At 75.6% G+C, this 15,514-nt stretch carries 13 protein-coding genes and 1 pseudogene; 11 read left to right on the top strand and 3 right to left on the bottom strand.

Annotated features, from left to right (window positions below; genetic code table 11):
• The first annotated feature begins 66 nt into the window (after positions 1-66).
• Genes I4I82_RS11565 through I4I82_RS11580 form a run of 4 tightly spaced genes read left to right on the top strand, consistent with a single transcriptional unit; the run spans position 67 to position 5,761 of the window.
• A complete protein-coding gene (locus I4I82_RS11565) occupies positions 67-4,104 on the top strand; it encodes a nitrate- and nitrite sensing domain-containing protein (RefSeq protein WP_218592501.1) in 4,038 nt (1,345 codons plus the stop codon).
• Positions 4,101-4,523 (top strand): roadblock/LC7 domain-containing protein, encoded by a 423-nt coding sequence (locus tag I4I82_RS11570; protein WP_172157164.1) that lies wholly within the window; start codon positions 4,101-4,103, stop codon positions 4,521-4,523. Before I4I82_RS11565 ends, I4I82_RS11570 begins: the two co-directional genes overlap by 4 nt.
• A 55-nt stretch (positions 4,524-4,578) precedes the next feature.
• Positions 4,579-5,184, top strand: a complete 606-nt coding sequence (locus tag I4I82_RS11575) for a DUF742 domain-containing protein (RefSeq protein WP_218595694.1) — start codon at positions 4,579-4,581, stop codon at positions 5,182-5,184.
• Entirely contained in the window at positions 5,165-5,761 is a 597-nt protein-coding gene (locus I4I82_RS11580; protein ID WP_218594250.1) for a GTP-binding protein, read from the top strand. Before I4I82_RS11575 ends, I4I82_RS11580 begins: the two co-directional genes overlap by 20 nt.
• Before the next feature lie 7 nt (positions 5,762-5,768).
• Here I4I82_RS11580 and I4I82_RS11585 read toward each other — a convergent pair whose 3' ends face one another.
• Positions 5,769-7,982, bottom strand: a complete 2,214-nt coding sequence (locus I4I82_RS11585) for a helicase-associated domain-containing protein (protein ID WP_218594251.1) — start codon at positions 7,980-7,982, stop codon at positions 5,769-5,771.
• 63 nt (positions 7,983-8,045) lie between these two features.
• Between I4I82_RS11585 and I4I82_RS11590 the strand changes: the two genes are divergently transcribed.
• On the top strand, positions 8,046-8,225 hold the full coding sequence (locus tag I4I82_RS11590; protein WP_172157156.1) for a hypothetical protein: 180 nt from the start codon (positions 8,046-8,048) through the stop codon (positions 8,223-8,225).
• Complete coding sequence (locus I4I82_RS11595; RefSeq protein ID WP_226378528.1) at positions 8,222-8,821, top strand: nucleotidyltransferase family protein; 600 nt, start codon at positions 8,222-8,224, stop codon at positions 8,819-8,821. The genes I4I82_RS11590 and I4I82_RS11595 overlap by 4 nt, the downstream gene beginning before the upstream one ends.
• 9 nt (positions 8,822-8,830) lie before the next feature.
• On the opposite strand, the gene I4I82_RS11600 is transcribed toward I4I82_RS11595, so the two are convergent.
• Positions 8,831-9,436, bottom strand: a complete 606-nt coding sequence (locus I4I82_RS11600; RefSeq protein WP_218594253.1) for a LysM peptidoglycan-binding domain-containing protein — start codon at positions 9,434-9,436, stop codon at positions 8,831-8,833.
• Positions 9,437-9,826: 390 nt separating this feature from the next.
• On the opposite strand from I4I82_RS11600, the gene moaC reads away from it, so the two are divergent.
• The gene (gene moaC, locus I4I82_RS11605; protein WP_226369997.1) at positions 9,827-10,306 is read left to right on the top strand and encodes a cyclic pyranopterin monophosphate synthase MoaC; all 480 of its coding nucleotides are present in this window, start codon (positions 9,827-9,829) and stop codon (positions 10,304-10,306) included.
• Positions 10,303-11,204 (top strand): annotated as a pseudogene (locus I4I82_RS34615) (molybdenum cofactor biosynthesis protein MoaE). The gene moaC and the pseudogene I4I82_RS34615 overlap by 4 nt, the downstream one beginning before the upstream one ends.
• Positions 11,205-11,219: 15 nt before the next feature.
• Here the strand turns inward: I4I82_RS34615 and I4I82_RS11620 are convergent.
• Positions 11,220-11,717, bottom strand: coding sequence for a LysM peptidoglycan-binding domain-containing protein (locus I4I82_RS11620; RefSeq protein ID WP_308112779.1), 498 nt, complete (start codon positions 11,715-11,717; stop codon positions 11,220-11,222).
• Between the two features lie 568 nt (positions 11,718-12,285).
• Between I4I82_RS11620 and I4I82_RS11625 the strand changes: the two genes are divergently transcribed.
• Genes I4I82_RS11625 through I4I82_RS11635 form a run of 3 tightly spaced genes read left to right on the top strand, consistent with a single transcriptional unit; the run spans position 12,286 to position 15,447 of the window.
• Entirely contained in the window at positions 12,286-13,182 is an 897-nt protein-coding gene (locus I4I82_RS11625) for an AAA family ATPase (protein WP_218593651.1), read from the top strand.
• The gene (locus tag I4I82_RS11630) at positions 13,182-14,339 is read left to right on the top strand and encodes a vWA domain-containing protein (RefSeq protein WP_226369999.1); all 1,158 of its coding nucleotides are present in this window, start codon (positions 13,182-13,184) and stop codon (positions 14,337-14,339) included. The genes I4I82_RS11625 and I4I82_RS11630 overlap by 1 nt, the downstream gene beginning before the upstream one ends.
• Positions 14,332-15,447: an XdhC family protein gene (locus I4I82_RS11635; RefSeq protein ID WP_218593650.1), complete on the top strand. Its 1,116-nt coding sequence runs from the start codon at positions 14,332-14,334 to the stop codon at positions 15,445-15,447. The genes I4I82_RS11630 and I4I82_RS11635 overlap by 8 nt, the downstream gene beginning before the upstream one ends.
• Positions 15,448-15,514 lie beyond the last annotated feature (67 nt).

Below are 15,514 nucleotides of genomic sequence, written 5' to 3' on the forward strand. Positions count from 1 at the left end.
GGCCGGGCACCCCGGCGTGTCAAGGTTCGTCGGATCGTCGCCGGCAATCCTCAGGGGGACGTTGACGTGACCACCACCGAGCTCGGGGCCTCGTGGTCCGAGCGGCTCAACCCGCGCAACTGGTCGCTGGCGTGGAAGCTCATCGCCATCGGCCTGGTGCCGGCGCTGCTCGCGCTCGCGCTGGGTGTCCTGCGCATCGCCGACCAGGCCGGGGACGCCGCCGCACTGGGCACGAGCAACCGCCTGCTCGACGTCCGCGGGCAGGTGGCCGAGGCCTCGGACGCGCTGCGCCAGGAGCGCGACGAGGCCACCCTCTTCGTCGCCGCCGGCCGCACCGAGGACCGCGGGGTCCTCGACATCGGCATCGGCCAGACCGACGCCGACGTGCAGGAGGCCGTCGACGCCGTCGCGGGCACCGAGGGCTTCGACAACACCACGAGCACCGCCTTCGGCGAGACGCAGAACGCGCTGGGGCAGCTCTCCGCGCTGCGCGGGGACGTCGCCACCGGCACGACCCCCGCCGCCGCGGTGCAGCAGTCCTACACCGACGTCATCTCCCGCGTCGACGGCCTCGAGCGCGCCCTGCTGCGCCAGCTCCGCACCCCCGACGTCGCCGGTCTCGCCGACGCGCTGACGGCCACCACCAGCGCGAGCGAGCAGCTCGCCGTGCAGCACACCGCGCTCGGCGCGGCGATCCGCGCGGGCCAGCTCCTGCCGGAGGACGCGGCCACCGCCGCCGCCGCCGACAGCCGCCTCACCTCGGCCTACACCTCCTACGCGGTGGCGCTCACCCCCGAGCAGCTCGCCCGCTTCGGCACGCTCGACAGCGGCACCGCCGAGCTGCAGGCGGTCAAGGGCGAGATCCTGGCGACCGAGGAGAACCGGCCCGTCGTGGTCGACCCGGCCCGCTGGGACGCCGCCTACGCCACCGCGCTCACCGCGGTGCAGACCCCGGCCACCGTGATCCGCGACGACATGGTCGCGCAGAGCACCGCGGCCGAGGAGCGCGCCAGCAACCTGGCCGGCATCAACTCCGTGATCCTCATGCTCGGCCTGCTGCTGGGCATCACGATCGCGATCCTCGTCGCGCGGGCGCTGGTGCGGTCGCTGCGGGTGCTGCGCACGGCGGCGCTCGACGTCGCCGAGCGGCGGCTGCCGCAGGCCGTCGAGAGCATGCGCGCGGGCGACGCGCCCGACGTCACGGTCGATCCGGTCCCGCTCGACACCCGCGACGAGGTGGGCCAGGTGGCCCGCGCGTTCGACGCGGTGCACGGGCAGGCGATCCGCCTCGCGGCCGACCAGGCCGCGCTGCAGACCAACGTCAGCTCGATGTTCGTCAACCTCTCCCGCCGCAGCCAGGCCCTCGTCGAGCGCCAGCTGCAGCTCATCGAGCAGCTGGAGAGCAACGAGCAGGACCCCGACCAGCTGTCGAACCTGTTCCAGCTCGACCACCTCGCCACTCGCATGCGGCGCAACTCCGAGAACCTGCTGGTCCTCGCGGGCACCGACCTCGCCAAGCGCAACATCGCGCCGGTGCCGATGGTCGACGTCCTGCGGGCCGCGGTGTCGGAGATCGAGCAGTACCAGCGCATCGTCGTGCAGGCCCCGCCCACCACGTCGATCGTCGGCCGCGCGGCGAGCGACCTCGTCCACCTGCTGGCCGAGCTGCTCGACAACGCCACCAACTTCTCCCCGCCCGACTCGCAGGTGGTCATGAGCACCACCCGCACCGCCGAGGGCGACATCCTCGTCGAGATCGCCGACCGAGGCGTCGGCATGATCGACTACGAGCTGGCCGACGCCAACCAGCGCCTCGGCGGCCCGTCGTCGGTCGACGTCTCGGCCTCGCGCCGCATGGGCCTGTTCGTGGTCGGCCGCCTGGGCGCCCGCCACGGCGTCCAGGTACAGCTGTCCACGTCGTCCGCGGGCGGAGCCGGTACCGGCCTCACCGCCTCGGTCACCGTGCCCGCGCACCTCGTCCCGACCGCGGAGCGCGAGCTCGCCCGCCCCGTGCCCGCCATCGCGCAGGGCGGCGGGGGCAGCACCGCGTTCGACGTGCCGCCGCAGCGCGCCGCCAACGGCAGCGGGCGCACCGGCTCGCTGTCCGCGCTCGTCACGGGCTCCGACGGCCCGGCCACACCGGCCACCGCCTTCGATCCCGGCCCCGGTGGGTACCCGCAGGTGAACGGCGCCAGCGCGCCGCCGGTCCTGCCCACCCGCCGTCCCGGCTCGTCGCTGGGCCCCGAGGGCCCGCCCTCGCCCGGTGAGCAGGCCCGCCAGGACCAGCTCGCCGCGGCCGAGCGGAGCGCCGCCGAGCGCGTGTCGCTCGACAAGGACGGCGGCGCGGGTCCCCCGCCCACCGGTCCCGACTCCGACGACCGCGGTCCCGTCGACGGTGATGCCGCCGACCTCGACCGCACCGACGCGGAAGCGGCCGACGGCGACCACGACGACACCGAGACCACGGCCTACCCGGTCGTCCCGCCGCGGAGCGAGCAGCCCGCCGCGCCCGAGCGCGCCCGCCACGCCTTCGCCGGTGACACCGACGACGAGCCCGAGGACGACGCCGCCCCCGAGGACGCCGCCCCCGCGCACGCGCTGATCGAGCCGGCCGACGAGGACCGCGCCGAGACCGCCGCGGACGAGACCGCCGGGGACGCCTCGGCGGACGACGCCGCGGACGACGACGACAGCGACCACTCCACCCGTGGCCCCGGCCTCGGTGCCGCGGCGCTCGGCGCCGCCGCTCTCGGAGCGGCCGCCCTCGGTGCCGCGGCCGCCACCCGTGGCAGCGACGACGGGCAGACCCCGGCGAGCGGCTCCATGCCGCGCAACCCGTGGCCCCAGGGCGACCCGCCGCACCTCCCGGCGCCCTCCACCAACGGCAACGGCGTCGCGCCCACCGGCAACGGTGCCGCCCCCGCGGCCCCGCCCGCGCTGCCGCAGCGGCGTCCGTCGCCCGTACGGCCCGCCGCCGCGGCGCCGCCGCCGGCCGGCTCGGAGACCGACACCTCCGTGTTCGCCACCCGCGGCGACGAACAGGCCGGGGCCACCGCACCCGAGCAGGGCGTGTTCGGGCAGAGCGCGTCCGAGCAGGGCGTGTTCGGGCAGAGCGCGTCCGAGCAGGGCGCTCCCGAGCAGGTCGCGCCGAGCACGGCGCCGATCCCGGCGGTCGCGCAGGCGCCCGCCGAGGCCGCCGCGCCCGCCACCGGCCCGGACGAGCTGTTCGCGCCGAGCGTCCCGGCCGATCGCGCCGACGCGCCGCCGGCCCCGGCCGTCGAGCCGCCGGCGCCCGCGCCCGCCGCCCCCGCGGCGTCGGGGCGGCCCGAGGGCAGCGGGTTCGAGCTCGGCGAGACGACCCCGATCTTCGAGGAGATCGCGTCCGCCTGGTTCCGCTCGAACCGGCCGCTGCCGGTCGACTGGGAGGCGGAGGCCCGTTCCGCGGGTTCCGCGGCCGACAGCCGTCCGCGTCCGGCGTCGGCCCTGCCGCCCGCCGCGCCGCAGCGGCCCCACCCGCTCGCCCGGCCCGCCGGCGGGCCGCTGGCGGGCCCGCCGTCGCTCCCGCCGGCCGCGCCGCAGCAGGCACCCCGGCAGCCGATGACGCAGCAGCCGATGACGCAGCAGCCGATGACGGCCGCACCGCAGGCTCCGGTGCCCCAGGCCCCGCAGCCGCAGGTCGCCGCGTCGCCGACGGTCCCGCCGGCGACGCCGCCGCGGCCCGCACCTGTGGCGCCGCCCGCCCCGGTCGAGCCGGCTCCGCCGACGGCGTCGGCGGCCGAGTCGAGCGGCTTCTCCAGCGCCGCCGACGAGGGCTGGCGCGCGGCGAACAACGTGGCCCCGGCCACCGATCGACCGGACGAGGTCACCGCGGCGGGGCTGCCCAAGCGGCGCCCCCGTGCGCGGCTCGTGCCGGGCAGTGCAGGATCCGCGGTGCTGGCCCCGCCCGTCTCGCCCGCGCGCAGCGCGGAGAGCGTGCGCGGCCGGCTCGCCAGCTACCAGCAGGGTGTCCGTCAGGGGCGCGAGAGCAGGTTCCGCGCAGACGGGGACAACGGTGCGACCGAGTCCGCCAACGCGGGCGGCAACCACGACGAGGAGAGACCGTGACAGCGTCACAGACCCAGCCCAGCCGGTTCGGATGGCTGGTCACCAACTTCGCGGAGCGGGTCCCCGGGGTCGCGCACGCCATCGTCGTGTCCGCCGACGGTCTCCTGCTGACCAGCTCCGACCGGCTCCCCCGCGATCGCGCCGACCAGCTCGCCGCCGTGGCGTCCGGGCTGATCAGCCTGACGCAGGGCGCCGCCCGCTGCTTCGACGCCGGTGGCGTCGTGCAGACGGTGGTCGAGATGGACCGCGGCATCGTCCTGCTGATGTCGATCAGCGACGGGTCGTGCCTGGCCGTGCTGGCGTCACCGAGCTGTGACATCGGCCTGATCGGATACGAGATGACCCTGCTGGTCGACCGCGTCGGCCAGCTCCTGACCCCCGAGCTGCGCGCCGAGCTGCAGGGCTCCTTCCCGGGCTGAGCCCGCAGCACCGCAACGTCCCCACGATCGGTAGGAGAAGGCAGGTGGTGATCCGATGACCTCCGGTCCCGACGACGAGCGCCGGCAACCCTCGGAGCCGACTTTCGCCGACGTGATGAACGGTTTCAGCTTCGACAGCGCGCGTCCGTCGCGCCGTCGGCGCTGGGGTCGCAAGCGCGACGACGAGGCCGAGCAGGCCCCCGCCGCCGCCCCTGCCCCCGTCATCCCCGCGCGACCGGCGACACCGCCGGTCGCGCCCGGCCCGTTGACCGGGCCGATCGACATGCGGGTCCCCGAGGTCGAGCAGTTCGGCACCGGGAGCACGGCGTCGGCCGTCCGGCCCTACGCCTGGACCCGCGGACGCACGAAGTCCGGCTTCGACCTGGCCATCGAGACGCTCGTCTCGACCAGCCAGCGCGGCCGCGACCAGATGGGCCTGCTGCAGGTCGAACACCGCGCCGTCGCCGAGCTCTGCGAGGCCACGCGCTCGGTCGCCGAGGTGGCCGCGCTCCTCTCCCTGCCCCTGGGCGTCGCCCGGGTGCTGCTGGGGGACATGGCGGGCCTCGGCGTCGTCACCGTGCACCAGACCGCGAGCAGCGCCGGCAACGCGCCGGACCTCGCCCTGATGGAAAGGGTTCTGAGTGGACTCCGTCGGCTCTAGGCCACAGGCGATCGCCACCTCGGCGACGATCTCGGCCAAGATCGTGGTGGCCGGGGGGTTCGGCGTCGGGAAGACCACGTTCGTCGGCTCGGTCTCCGAGATCGTCCCGCTGACCACCGAGGCGGTGATGACCGAGGCGAGTGCCGGTCACGACGACCTCACCGCCACCCCGAACAAGACCACCACCACGGTGGCGATGGACTTCGGGCGCGTCTCGCTGGACTCGGAGCTGATCCTCTACCTGTTCGGCACGCCCGGGCAGCACCGCTTCTGGTTCATGTGGGACGACCTGGTGCGCGGCGCGATCGGCGCGGTCGTCCTCGTCGACACCCGCCGTCTCGCCGACTCGTTCGCCGCCATCGACTTCTTCGAGGACCGCGGGCTGCCCTACGTCGTCGGCCTGAACTGCTTCGACGGGCTGCAGCAGCACCGCGTCGAGGACGTCCGGGAGGCGATGTCGATCGACCCCGCGATCCCGATCGTCACGTGCGACGCGCGCAACCGCGAGTCCACGAAGGGCGCCCTGATCGCGCTGGTCGAGCACGCCATGGCGGCGCGGATGGCCGCGCGCCGCTGACGTCCGCTCACTCCTCCACGAGCGCGATGGAGGTGATGCGGTGCAGCGGCACGCGGTGCAGTCCGCCGTCGGCGCGGTCGCGGCCCTCGACGACCCCGCCGCCCACCGACAGCGGCTCCAGCACGCGCTCCCCTGCCACGCCGTGCCCGTCGACGAAGCCGAGCCAGACCGTCAGCCGCTCGTCGGCCGCGCGGCGCAGCGTGTCGAGCGTGCTGCCGCGGCCGTTGGCGGTGCCGCGCCGCACACCGGTGAGGGCGTCGCCGGCGCGCATCCGCGCCACCAGCCTCGCCAGCTGCTCCGGGTCGGGCTGGGGCGGCATGCGGCGCTCGGCCGAGCGGCGGGCCGGGGGGATCCGGCGGCCGCGTTCGGCCAGGTCGAGCACGACTCCCCCGGTGTCCTCGGCGGCGGGGCTGAAGCCCGCCGAGCGCAGCGCGTCGAGCAGCTCCACGAGCGGTAGCGGGCTGACGGCGACGGTCGGCGCGATCCGGCGCAGCTCCAGCACCACCGCGTCGGGGTGGGCCATCACCTCGGAGATCAGCACCTCGTCGTCGGAGCGCAGGAACGAGGCCGCCGCGCCGCCGCGCAGCCGGCCGTGGCGGCGCGCGACGTCGTCGACGAGGTAGGTCAGGCCCTGCGGCACCGGCGTGGCCGAGCGGCGCTGCAGGAGCTCGTGCAGGTCGGTGGCGCTGCGGCCCGCGTCCAGCGCCCGGCGCACGGTGGCCTCGGTGAAGCGGTAGACGGTGGCGCCGCCCGCCGACTCGACCTCGGCCATCAGGTCGAGCTCGCGGGCGAGCTCGGGCACGAGCGGGCCGGGGGCGACAGCGGTGAGGTCGGCCTGCAGCAGCACGTGGTCGATCGGCTCGGGCAGCGCCGTGCGCAGGGCGTCGACGATGCCGTCGGGGTCGGTCAGCAGGGCGCGGCCCGGGCGGGACAGCGCGTCGAGCGCGACGACGCCGAGGACGGTGCCCTCGGTGACCGTCCAGCCGACGACCTCGTCGCGCAGCCGCCCGCCGCGGCGCGGGGCGCGCCAGGCCAGCAGGTCGGCCAGCGCGGCGGGTGAGCCGGGCGCGGTGCCCGGGGGCAGCTCGGCGAGGCCGGCCAGTACGCGGCGGCGGTCGCGCGGGGCGAGCGGGCGGCGGGCGCCGTCGGACAGGGCGTTGATCGGGCGGCCGGCGTCGTCCTTGCGCCCGACGAGCCCGGGCAGGCGGGGCAGCGCGAGCCAGGTGCGGGCCAGCAGCGACCACCGCACCTCCGGGCCCCCGGCCAGCCACACGTCGGTGCCGGTGGTCGGCGTCCACTCGGGCGACGCCCCGTCGCTCGCGGCCGCGAGGTCGGCGGCCACCACGACCTCCACGAGCAGCGCGGCCGTGGCCTCGTCGACGTCCATCTCCTTGGCCGCGCGGCGCAGGTCCCGCACGCCGAGGCCCCCCGAGCGCAGGACGGGCGGCGGGGTCCGGCCCCAGAGGGCGAGCAGGGCCTCGACCTGGCGCAGCACGCCCAGCGCCGCACCGGCGGCGGTGCCGTCGACGACGTCGGCGCCGCGGTCGCGCGGGGCGATGTCGGGCGGCTCGACGGCGACGGTGCCGAGCGGGTGGTCGCCGCGCAGGGCGAGCCCGACCTGGCGGGGCAGCTCGACGGTCTCGGGGTCGATGCGCAGCAGGAGCCCGCGCGCGAGCAGCCGTCCGACCGGGGAGTCGCCCGCGCCGCGGCTGCGGCCCACCGGCGGTCCGGCGGCGAGGGTCTCCAGCACCCGGCGCTCCTCCTCGTCGACGCCCGCGAGCAGCTCCGGCAGCGCCGACGACCCGGCCGGCCCCGACGACCGCCGCCCCAGCCCGCCGGGGTGGCGGGGCACGACGTCGCGGACGGCGGCGACGACCGAGATCTCGGCGTCGGGCCCCCAGGCGACCGCGCGGGCGCGCAGGGCCTCGAGCGCGCCGGTCAGTGCCTCGGCGGGGACGTCCGGGCCCAGGAGGCGGGCGATCCCGTCGCGGGACACCGGGGCGGTGTCGGCGTCGGCCACGGCGAGGGCCTCGAGGACGGCGAGGGCCACGGTGTCGAGCTCGTCGCACGTGCGGTGGACCGAGGCCCGGACGGCGGCGCGGGTGGCGAGGACGGTGGTGTCCGCGGGCGGCGGCACGCCGAGGTCCGGGCGCAGCGCCACGAGCCGGGCGAGCGTGTCGTCGTCCTGGGTGCGCAACCAGTCGACCAGCGGCGTGGGCACCGGTCCACGGTAGTCGGTGTCATGGGCGATACTGGTGGTCGGACACCGACACCGGGAGGAACCGTGGCGAAGGCCGCCCCTGCAGGACGCATCGACCCCTCCTGGCCGGACCTGCCCGAAGGGGAGCACCCGGTCAGCGAGCTCGCGAGCCCCGTGCAGGGCTCCCTCTCGCCCTTCGGCGACGTCGAGTTCCCGCTCGACGAGGTCAACTACGTGCACCCCGTCACGGAGATCAACCGCTGACCGAGAGGGAGGTCACCGGCCTGCTGCTCGCGGGCGGCGCCGGACGCCGGATGGGCCGGCCGAAGGCGCTCGTGGAGATCGACGGCGAGCCGCTCGTCCGCCGTGCGCTGCGCGTGCTGGCCGACGGCGGTTGCGCACCGCTCGTCGTCGTCCTGGGCGCAGCGGCCGACGACGTGCGCTCCGTGCTGCCCGCCGGCGTGCGCGCCGTCGAGGCGCCCGACTGGGAGTCGGGCATGGGGGCGTCCCTGCGCGCCGGCCTCTCCGCGCTCGGCGACGCCGGCCCCGACGCCGCTCTCGTGCACCTGGTCGACCTGCCGGGCGTCACGGCCGAGGCGGTGGCGCGCCTGGTGGCGGGCGACCCCGGCCCGGCCGCGCTGCGGCGGGCGGCCTACGACGGCCGCCTCGCCCACCCGGTCCTGCTCGGTCGCAGCCACTGGCCCGCGGTGGTCGACTCGGCCACCGGCGACGCCGGCGCCCGCGCCTACCTGCGCGACAACCCCGACGTCGAGCCGGTGGAGTGCGGCGACGTCGCCGTACCCGACGACGTCGACACCCCCGAGGCCCTCGCCCGCTTCACCGCCCGGTCGGGCGCGTAGCCGACACGGTCAGAGGGTGAGGCGCTGCCCCACGCCGATCAGGTCCGGGTTCGCCGACAGCGCCGGGTTCTTGGCCACGAGGGCCTGCCAGCCGCCGGAGACGCCCTGGGCGCGGGCGATGCTGCCGAGGGTGTCGCCGCGTCGCACGACGTAGGAGCCGTCGGTGGCGGCGGGGGCGCTGAGGCGCACCCGCTCCTGCGTCGCCGGGGCCGAGCGCTGCGTCGACGACTCGCCGCGCACGCCGGTCTGGCGCGAGCAGCTGGGCCAGGCGTTCCAGCCCTGCGACGCGAGCACCCGCTCCGCGACGACGATCTGCTCCTCGCGGCTGGCCTGGTGGGCGACCGGGGCGAACTCGGCGCCGCCGAAGCCGCGCCAGGTGGTCGGGGAGAACTGCAGGCCGCCGTGGTAGCCGTTGCCGGTGTTGATGTCCCACCGGCCGCCGCTCTCGCACTGCGCCAGCCGGTCCCACGCGGTGTCCGACGCGGCGCTCGCGGCGGGGGCCGCGAGGACGAGCGGGACGCCGGCGACGGCGCCGGCGAGCGCGGTGCGGGCGATCGCCCGCCCGGCACCGTCGAACCTCGCGGGGGCACGGTGACGGCCGCGGTATCGAGCCATGGGGTCTCTCCTGCGCGGCACCCGGACGCGGCCTACGGGGAGCGGGCCGGTCCGTCCTGTCCCACGCGGGGTCTCGTGAGGCGGTGGGGTCTCCGGGTCGCCGGACAGGGGAGCGCTGCGACACCGGGGGCGTTTCCGGATCGGGGGTCCGGGGCGGCCGTCGGGCACGCTACGTGCGGCTGGGGCGGACTCCAAGACGGCGTGTCCGCGGGGCTCGCCGTGAGCCGGCGGCCGTTCGGCCCAATGGAGTGACGTCGGCGCAGGTCACCTCGACCGTGAGTCACGACGTCCGTCACCCAAAAGGGTTGCGTCGACGTGATGCACGTCACTCCGGCGCGGCCTCCGGCGGCGCCGACACGTACGGAGGGCCCGCGCCGTAGGGTCTACGGCGTGGAACTGACGCACGTGGACGCAGCAGGCGCGGCCCGGATGGTCGACGTCACCGACAAGCAGCCGAGCGCCCGCACCGCGGTCGCGACCGGGGTGCTGCGGACGACCGCCGAGGTGGTCGACCTCCTCCGCCGCGACGGGCTGCCCAAGGGCGACGCGCTGGCCACCGCGCGCATCGCGGGGATCATGGGCGCCAAGCGCACGCCGGACCTCGTGCCGCTGTGCCACCCGATCGCCCTGAGCGGCGTGGTCGTCGACCTCGCCCCCGACGGGGCCGAGATCGGCATCCGCGCGACGGTCCGCACCACCGACCGCACGGGCGTCGAGATGGAGGCGCTCACCGCCGTCGCGGTGGCCGGGCTCGCGCTCCACGACATGATCAAGGCCGTCGACCCCGCCGCCGTGCTCGACCACGTGCGGGTCGAGCGCAAGGACGGCGGCAAGACCGGCACCTGGGAGCGCCCCGAGGACCGGTCGTGAGCACCCGCACCGCCCGGGTCGTCACCGCGTCCAACCGCGCCGCCGCCGGCGTGTACGCCGACCGCGGCGGGCCGCTCATCGTCGAGTGGCTGCGCGGACGCGGCTACGAGACGCCCGACCCGGCCGTGGTGCCCGACGGCGCCCCCGTCGGCGACGCGCTGCGCGCCGCCGTGGCCGAGGGTGCCGATGTCGTGATCACGACCGGCGGCACCGGCATCTCCCCCACCGACGCGACCCCGGAGGTGACGCGCGCGGTGCTCGACTTCGAGGTGCCGGGGCTCGCCGACGCGATCCGCTCGGCGGGTGCACCCACCGTGCCGACCGCGGTGCTCTCGCGCGGGCTCGCGGGTGTCGCGGGCCGCACGCTCGTCGTCAACCTCCCCGGATCGACAGGGGGGGTCCGCGACGGACTGGGCGTGCTCGAGAACGTGCTCGACCACGCCGTCGACCAGTTGAGAGGAGGCGACCACGCATGACGGTCGTCCTACGTGCCGCCGTGGGCGAAGAGCCCCTCGACGTGGCGGAGCACGCCGCACTCGTGGACCACGCCGCCGCGGGCGCCGTGGTGACCTTCGCCGGGGTCGTGCGCGACCACGACGGCGGCCGTGCGGTGAGCGGGCTGGAGTACAGCGCCCACCCCACGGCCGCGTCGGTGGTCGAGCAGGTGGCCGCCGACGTGGCGGCCCGGTCCACCGGCGTCCGCGCCATCGCGGTGAGCCACCGGGTGGGCCGCCTGGAGATCGGCGAGGTCGCGCTCGCGTGCGCGGTCGCCGCCGATCACCGGAGGGAGGCCTTCGAGACCTGTGCCGAGCTCGTCGAGGAGGTGAAGCGCCTGCTGCCGGTCTGGAAGCACCAGGCGTTCACCGACGGCTCCGACGAGTGGGTCAACTCGACCTGAGCGGCCGAGCGGACCTCAGACGTCCAGCGACTGCCCGACGCGGAGCACGTTCGGGTTGCTGAGGACGTCGCTGTTGGCGCTGTACAGCGCCTGCCACGAGGTGCCGTGCGCCGAGGCGATCTTCGACAGCGTGTCGCCGGCGCGGACGGTGTAGTTCCCGCCCCCGCCCGAGGACGACGGAGCGGCCGCGGCGGCGGGCGCGGAGGCGCGCACGCGGTTGGGCTCGGCCGAGCCGTTGAGTCCGAGCTTGCGCGAGCAGGCGGGCCAGGCGCCCCAGCCCTGCGTGGCGAGCGTGCGCTCCGCGACGGCGATCTGCTCCGAGCGGCTCGCGTTGTGCGGCATGCCCGAGCCACCGAAGGCGCGCCAGGTGGTGGGGTTGAACTGCAGGCCACCGTAGTAGCCGTTGCCCGTGTTGATGCTCCAGTTGCCGCCGCTCTCGCACTGCGCGAGGCGGTCCCAGTCGGAGTCGGGGGCGGCGTTGGCGGTTCCGGCGAGGGCGACGGGGGTGCCCACGACAACTGCGCCGGCAACTGCCAGCCGCAGGAGACTTCGGCCCTTGCTGAATGCAGGTCGGGAAGTCATTTTCAATGCTCTCCAATTCGCGCCGTATCGGAGGACGTGATCGCCGTGCGGTAGGGAGTGACCCGCCGGCGCGTCCTTGCCGGGTCGCGACCACCGTCGTGCAGTGGCCGGGTCCGGCGTCCTCATCCCTGTCCCGTGTTCATCTCGACGGACCGGAGCCGCGGGACAGGGTGTGGCGCGACGGTTCCGGATGCATTTCCGATCGACCTTGCGGACGACCGAGCAGCGACGCTACGAGCCGGAACGGCGAAAAGGGCAATCAGGGCGTCAGTGACGCTCGTCACGGTAACGTCTGCATTACGAGAGCGATACGTGGATATCACCAGGTCATGGGCATGACATCACGGCTCGATCACGGCCGAACCATTACCTCCAAACCGGAAGTATTACCGAATCCGTCACACCGGTTCGTCGACCGTCCGTGAGGGCTCGTGCACGGGCTGCGAACGGCACCCCGCCCCTAGTGGCCTGCGCTTCCGCGGTCCGTCATGCTGGTGCCGTGACCGACCGCCCCGCCGACCCCGCGGACTCCCCCGCCGCGCTGGCCGCCGCTCTGCGTTCCACCGGCTACCTCGCCGACGACGGACTGGCCACCGCCACGTTCCTCGCGATGCGGATGAATCGTCCGCTGTTCTGCGAGGGCGAACCCGGTACGGGAAAGACCGCACTCGCCCAGGCCCTCGCCCAGGTGCTGGGCGCGAAACTGATCCGGCTCCAGTGCCACGACGGGATCGACGCGTCCCAGGCGCTCTACGACTGGGACTTCCCGCGCCAGCTCCTGCACCTGCGCGCGCTCGAGGCCACCGCGGGAAGCGGGACCCTCGACACCGACGCCGTCGAGGCCTCCCTCTACGACCCGCGCTTCCTGCTCGCCCGCCCGATCCTCGAGGCGCTGCAGACCGCGCCGAGCGTCCTGCTCATCGACGAGATCGACCGCGCAGACGACGAGTTCGAGGCGTTCCTGCTCGAGGTGCTCACCGAGCACGCCGTGACGATCCCGGAGATCGGCGAGATCCGGGCCACCACGCCGCCGCTGGTCGTGCTCACCTCCAACCGCACCCGGGAGGTGCACGACGCGCTCAAGCGCCGCTGCCTCTACCTCTGGCTCGACCATCCCGACCTGCAGCGCGAGATCGAGATCCTGCACTCGCGGCTGCCCGGGATCCCCGAGCGGCTCGCCGCCCAGGTGGCCGGGGCCGTGCGCGCGCTGCGCCAGGCCGACCTGCTCAAGCCGCCCGGCGTCGCGGAGACCATCGACTGGGCGCGCGCGCTGCAGCTCGTCGGCGCGAGCCACCTCGACGTCGACAGCGCGGCGGCCACGCTCGGCGCCGTCCTCAAGTACCGGGAGGACGCCGACCGCGTCCGCAAGCAGCTCGACAGCCTGCTCGCGTCCTAGTGACGACGTCGCTCATCGGCCCGTCCGGGCCGGACCCCGCCGACGCCGACCCGATCGAGGGACTGGTCGGGTTCACCGTCGTGCTGCGCAGCGCGGGGCTCGCCGTCACCACCGACCGGGTCGCCGCGTTCCTCACCGCACTCGACGCGCTCGACGTCACCAGCCGCACCCAGACCTACTGGGCCGGCCGGCTGACGCTGTGCTCCGACCCCGACGACCTCCCGCGCTACGACCGCGCGTTCGAGGACTGGTTCACCCCGCCGCGCGGCGGCGGCCGCACCCGCATCGTCGACGAGCGCCAGCCGCCCCCGCCCAAGCTCGCCGCGCTCACCCCGTCCACCCAGGAGGGCGGGGACGACGAGGAGGGCGACCAGCCCACCCAGGTCTTCGCACGGGCGAGCGGCAACGAGGTGCTGCGCAACCGCGACCTCGGCGAGCTGACGCCGGCCGAGCGCGAGCACCTGCGCCGGCTGCTCGCGCTGCTGCGCCCCGACATGCCGACCCGGCGCTCGCGCCGGATGCGCCCCTCGCGCCACGGCCCGACCGACCCGGGCCGGACGCTGCGCGCCGCGCTGCGCGACCAGGGCGAGATGCGCGACCTGCGCCGCCGCGACCACTCCCGCCGCCCGCGCCGGGTGGTGCTGCTCGTCGACGTGTCCGGCTCGATGGAGCCCTACGCCGACGCGCTGCTGCGCTTCGCCCACGTCGTCGTGCGCCGCTCGCCGGGCACCGTCGAGGCCTTCACGCTCGGCACGCGCCTCACCCGGGTCACGCGCGAGCTCCGCATGCGCGACGCCGACCGCGCGCTCGCCGCCGCGGGCCGCGCCATCCCCGACTGGTCCGGCGGCACCCGCCTGGGCGAGGTCATGCGCGCGTTCGTCGACCGCTGGGGGCAGCGCGGTGCGGCCCGCCGGGCCGTCGTCGTCGTGTTCTCCGACGGCTGGGAACGGGGGGAGACCGACGTGCTCGGCGTCCAGATGTCGCGGCTGCACCGGCTCGCCCACAAGCTCGTCTGGGTCAACCCGCACGCCGGCAAGGACGGCTACGCCCCCGTGCAGGGTGGAATAGTCGCGGCCCTGCCCTACTTGGACGAACTGCTGGCCGGGCACAGCCTGGCCACTCTGGAAGAGCTTCTCGAGGTGGTGCGCGATGCGTGACGTGCTGTCCAAGCTGGACGAGTGGTGGGCGAAGGGCGAGACGGCCGCACTGGCGACCGTCGTCGGCACCTACAGCTCCGCACCCCGGCAACCGGGTGCCTCGATGCTGATCGGGCCCGGCGGGGAGGCCGTGGGCAGCGTGTCCGGCGGCTGCGTCGAGGGCGCGGTGTACGAGCTGGGCCAGGAGGTCCTCGCCGAGGGCCGCCCGCTGTTCCAGCGCTACGGCGTGTCCGACGAGGACGCCTTCACCGTGGGCCTGACCTGCGGCGGCATCATCGACATCTTCGTCGAGAAGGTGAACCCGGAGACCTACGCCGAGCTCGGCCGGATCGCCGAGGCGATCCGCGACGAGTCCCCCGTGGCCGTCGCCACCGTCATCTCCGGACCCGCCGAACGGCTGGGCAGGCGGCTCATCGTGTGGCCCGACCACACCGAGGGCGGCACCGGCTCCAGCCGGCTCGACGACGCCATCCGTGACGACGCCCGCGGCCTGCTCGACGCCGGGCGCAACGGCCAGGTCACCTACGGCGTCGACGGGCAGCGCCGCGGCGAGGGCCTCACGGTGTTCGTCGAGTCCTTCGCCCCGCCGCCCCGCATGATCGTGTTCGGCGCCATCGACTTCGCTGCGGCCGTCGCCCGGATCGGCGGCTTCCTCGGCTTCCGCGTCACCGTCTGCGACGCGCGGCCGGTGTTCGCCACGGCGTCCCGGTTCCCCGGGGCCAACGAGGTCGTCGTGGAGTGGCCGCACCGCTACCTCAAGGCCGAGGCCGACGCCGGGCGCATCGACAAGCGCACCGTGCTCTGCGTGCTCACCCACGACCCCAAGTTCGACGTGCCGCTCCTCGAGGTCGCGCTGCGGCTGCCCGAGGTGGCCTACATCGGCGCGATGGGCTCGCGGCGCACGCACGAGGACCGCCTGGAGCGGCTGCGCGAGCGCGGCATCACCGAGGACGAGATCGCGCGGATGTCGTCGCCGATCGGGCTCGACCTCGGGGCCCGCACGCCCGAGGAGACGGCCGTGTCGATCGCGGCCGAGATGATCGCCCAGCACTGGGGCGGCGCCGGCGTGCGCCTGGCCGAGCGCGACGGCCCCATCCACGTCAGCTGACCGCACCGGCCCCTGACCCTCCCCGGAGGGTCGGGGGCCGTTCCGGTGCAGCGGCGCCCCGACCACG

Source organism: Pseudonocardia oceani (assembly GCF_019263585.2).
Classification (GTDB): domain Bacteria; phylum Actinomycetota; class Actinomycetes; order Mycobacteriales; family Pseudonocardiaceae; genus Pseudonocardia; species Pseudonocardia oceani.

What these genes read in the sequence shown, in the direction of transcription:
- I4I82_RS11575 (WP_218595694.1), top strand. Translation starts at nt 4,579, where the DNA reads ATGACCTCCGGTCCCGACGACGAGCGCCGGCAACCCTCGGAGCCGACT.
- I4I82_RS11600 (WP_218594253.1), bottom strand. Translation starts at nt 9,436, where the DNA reads ATGGCTCGATACCGCGGCCGTCACCGTGCCCCCGCGAGGTTCGACGGT.
- I4I82_RS11635 (WP_218593650.1), top strand. Translation starts at nt 14,332, where the DNA reads ATGCGTGACGTGCTGTCCAAGCTGGACGAGTGGTGGGCGAAGGGCGAG.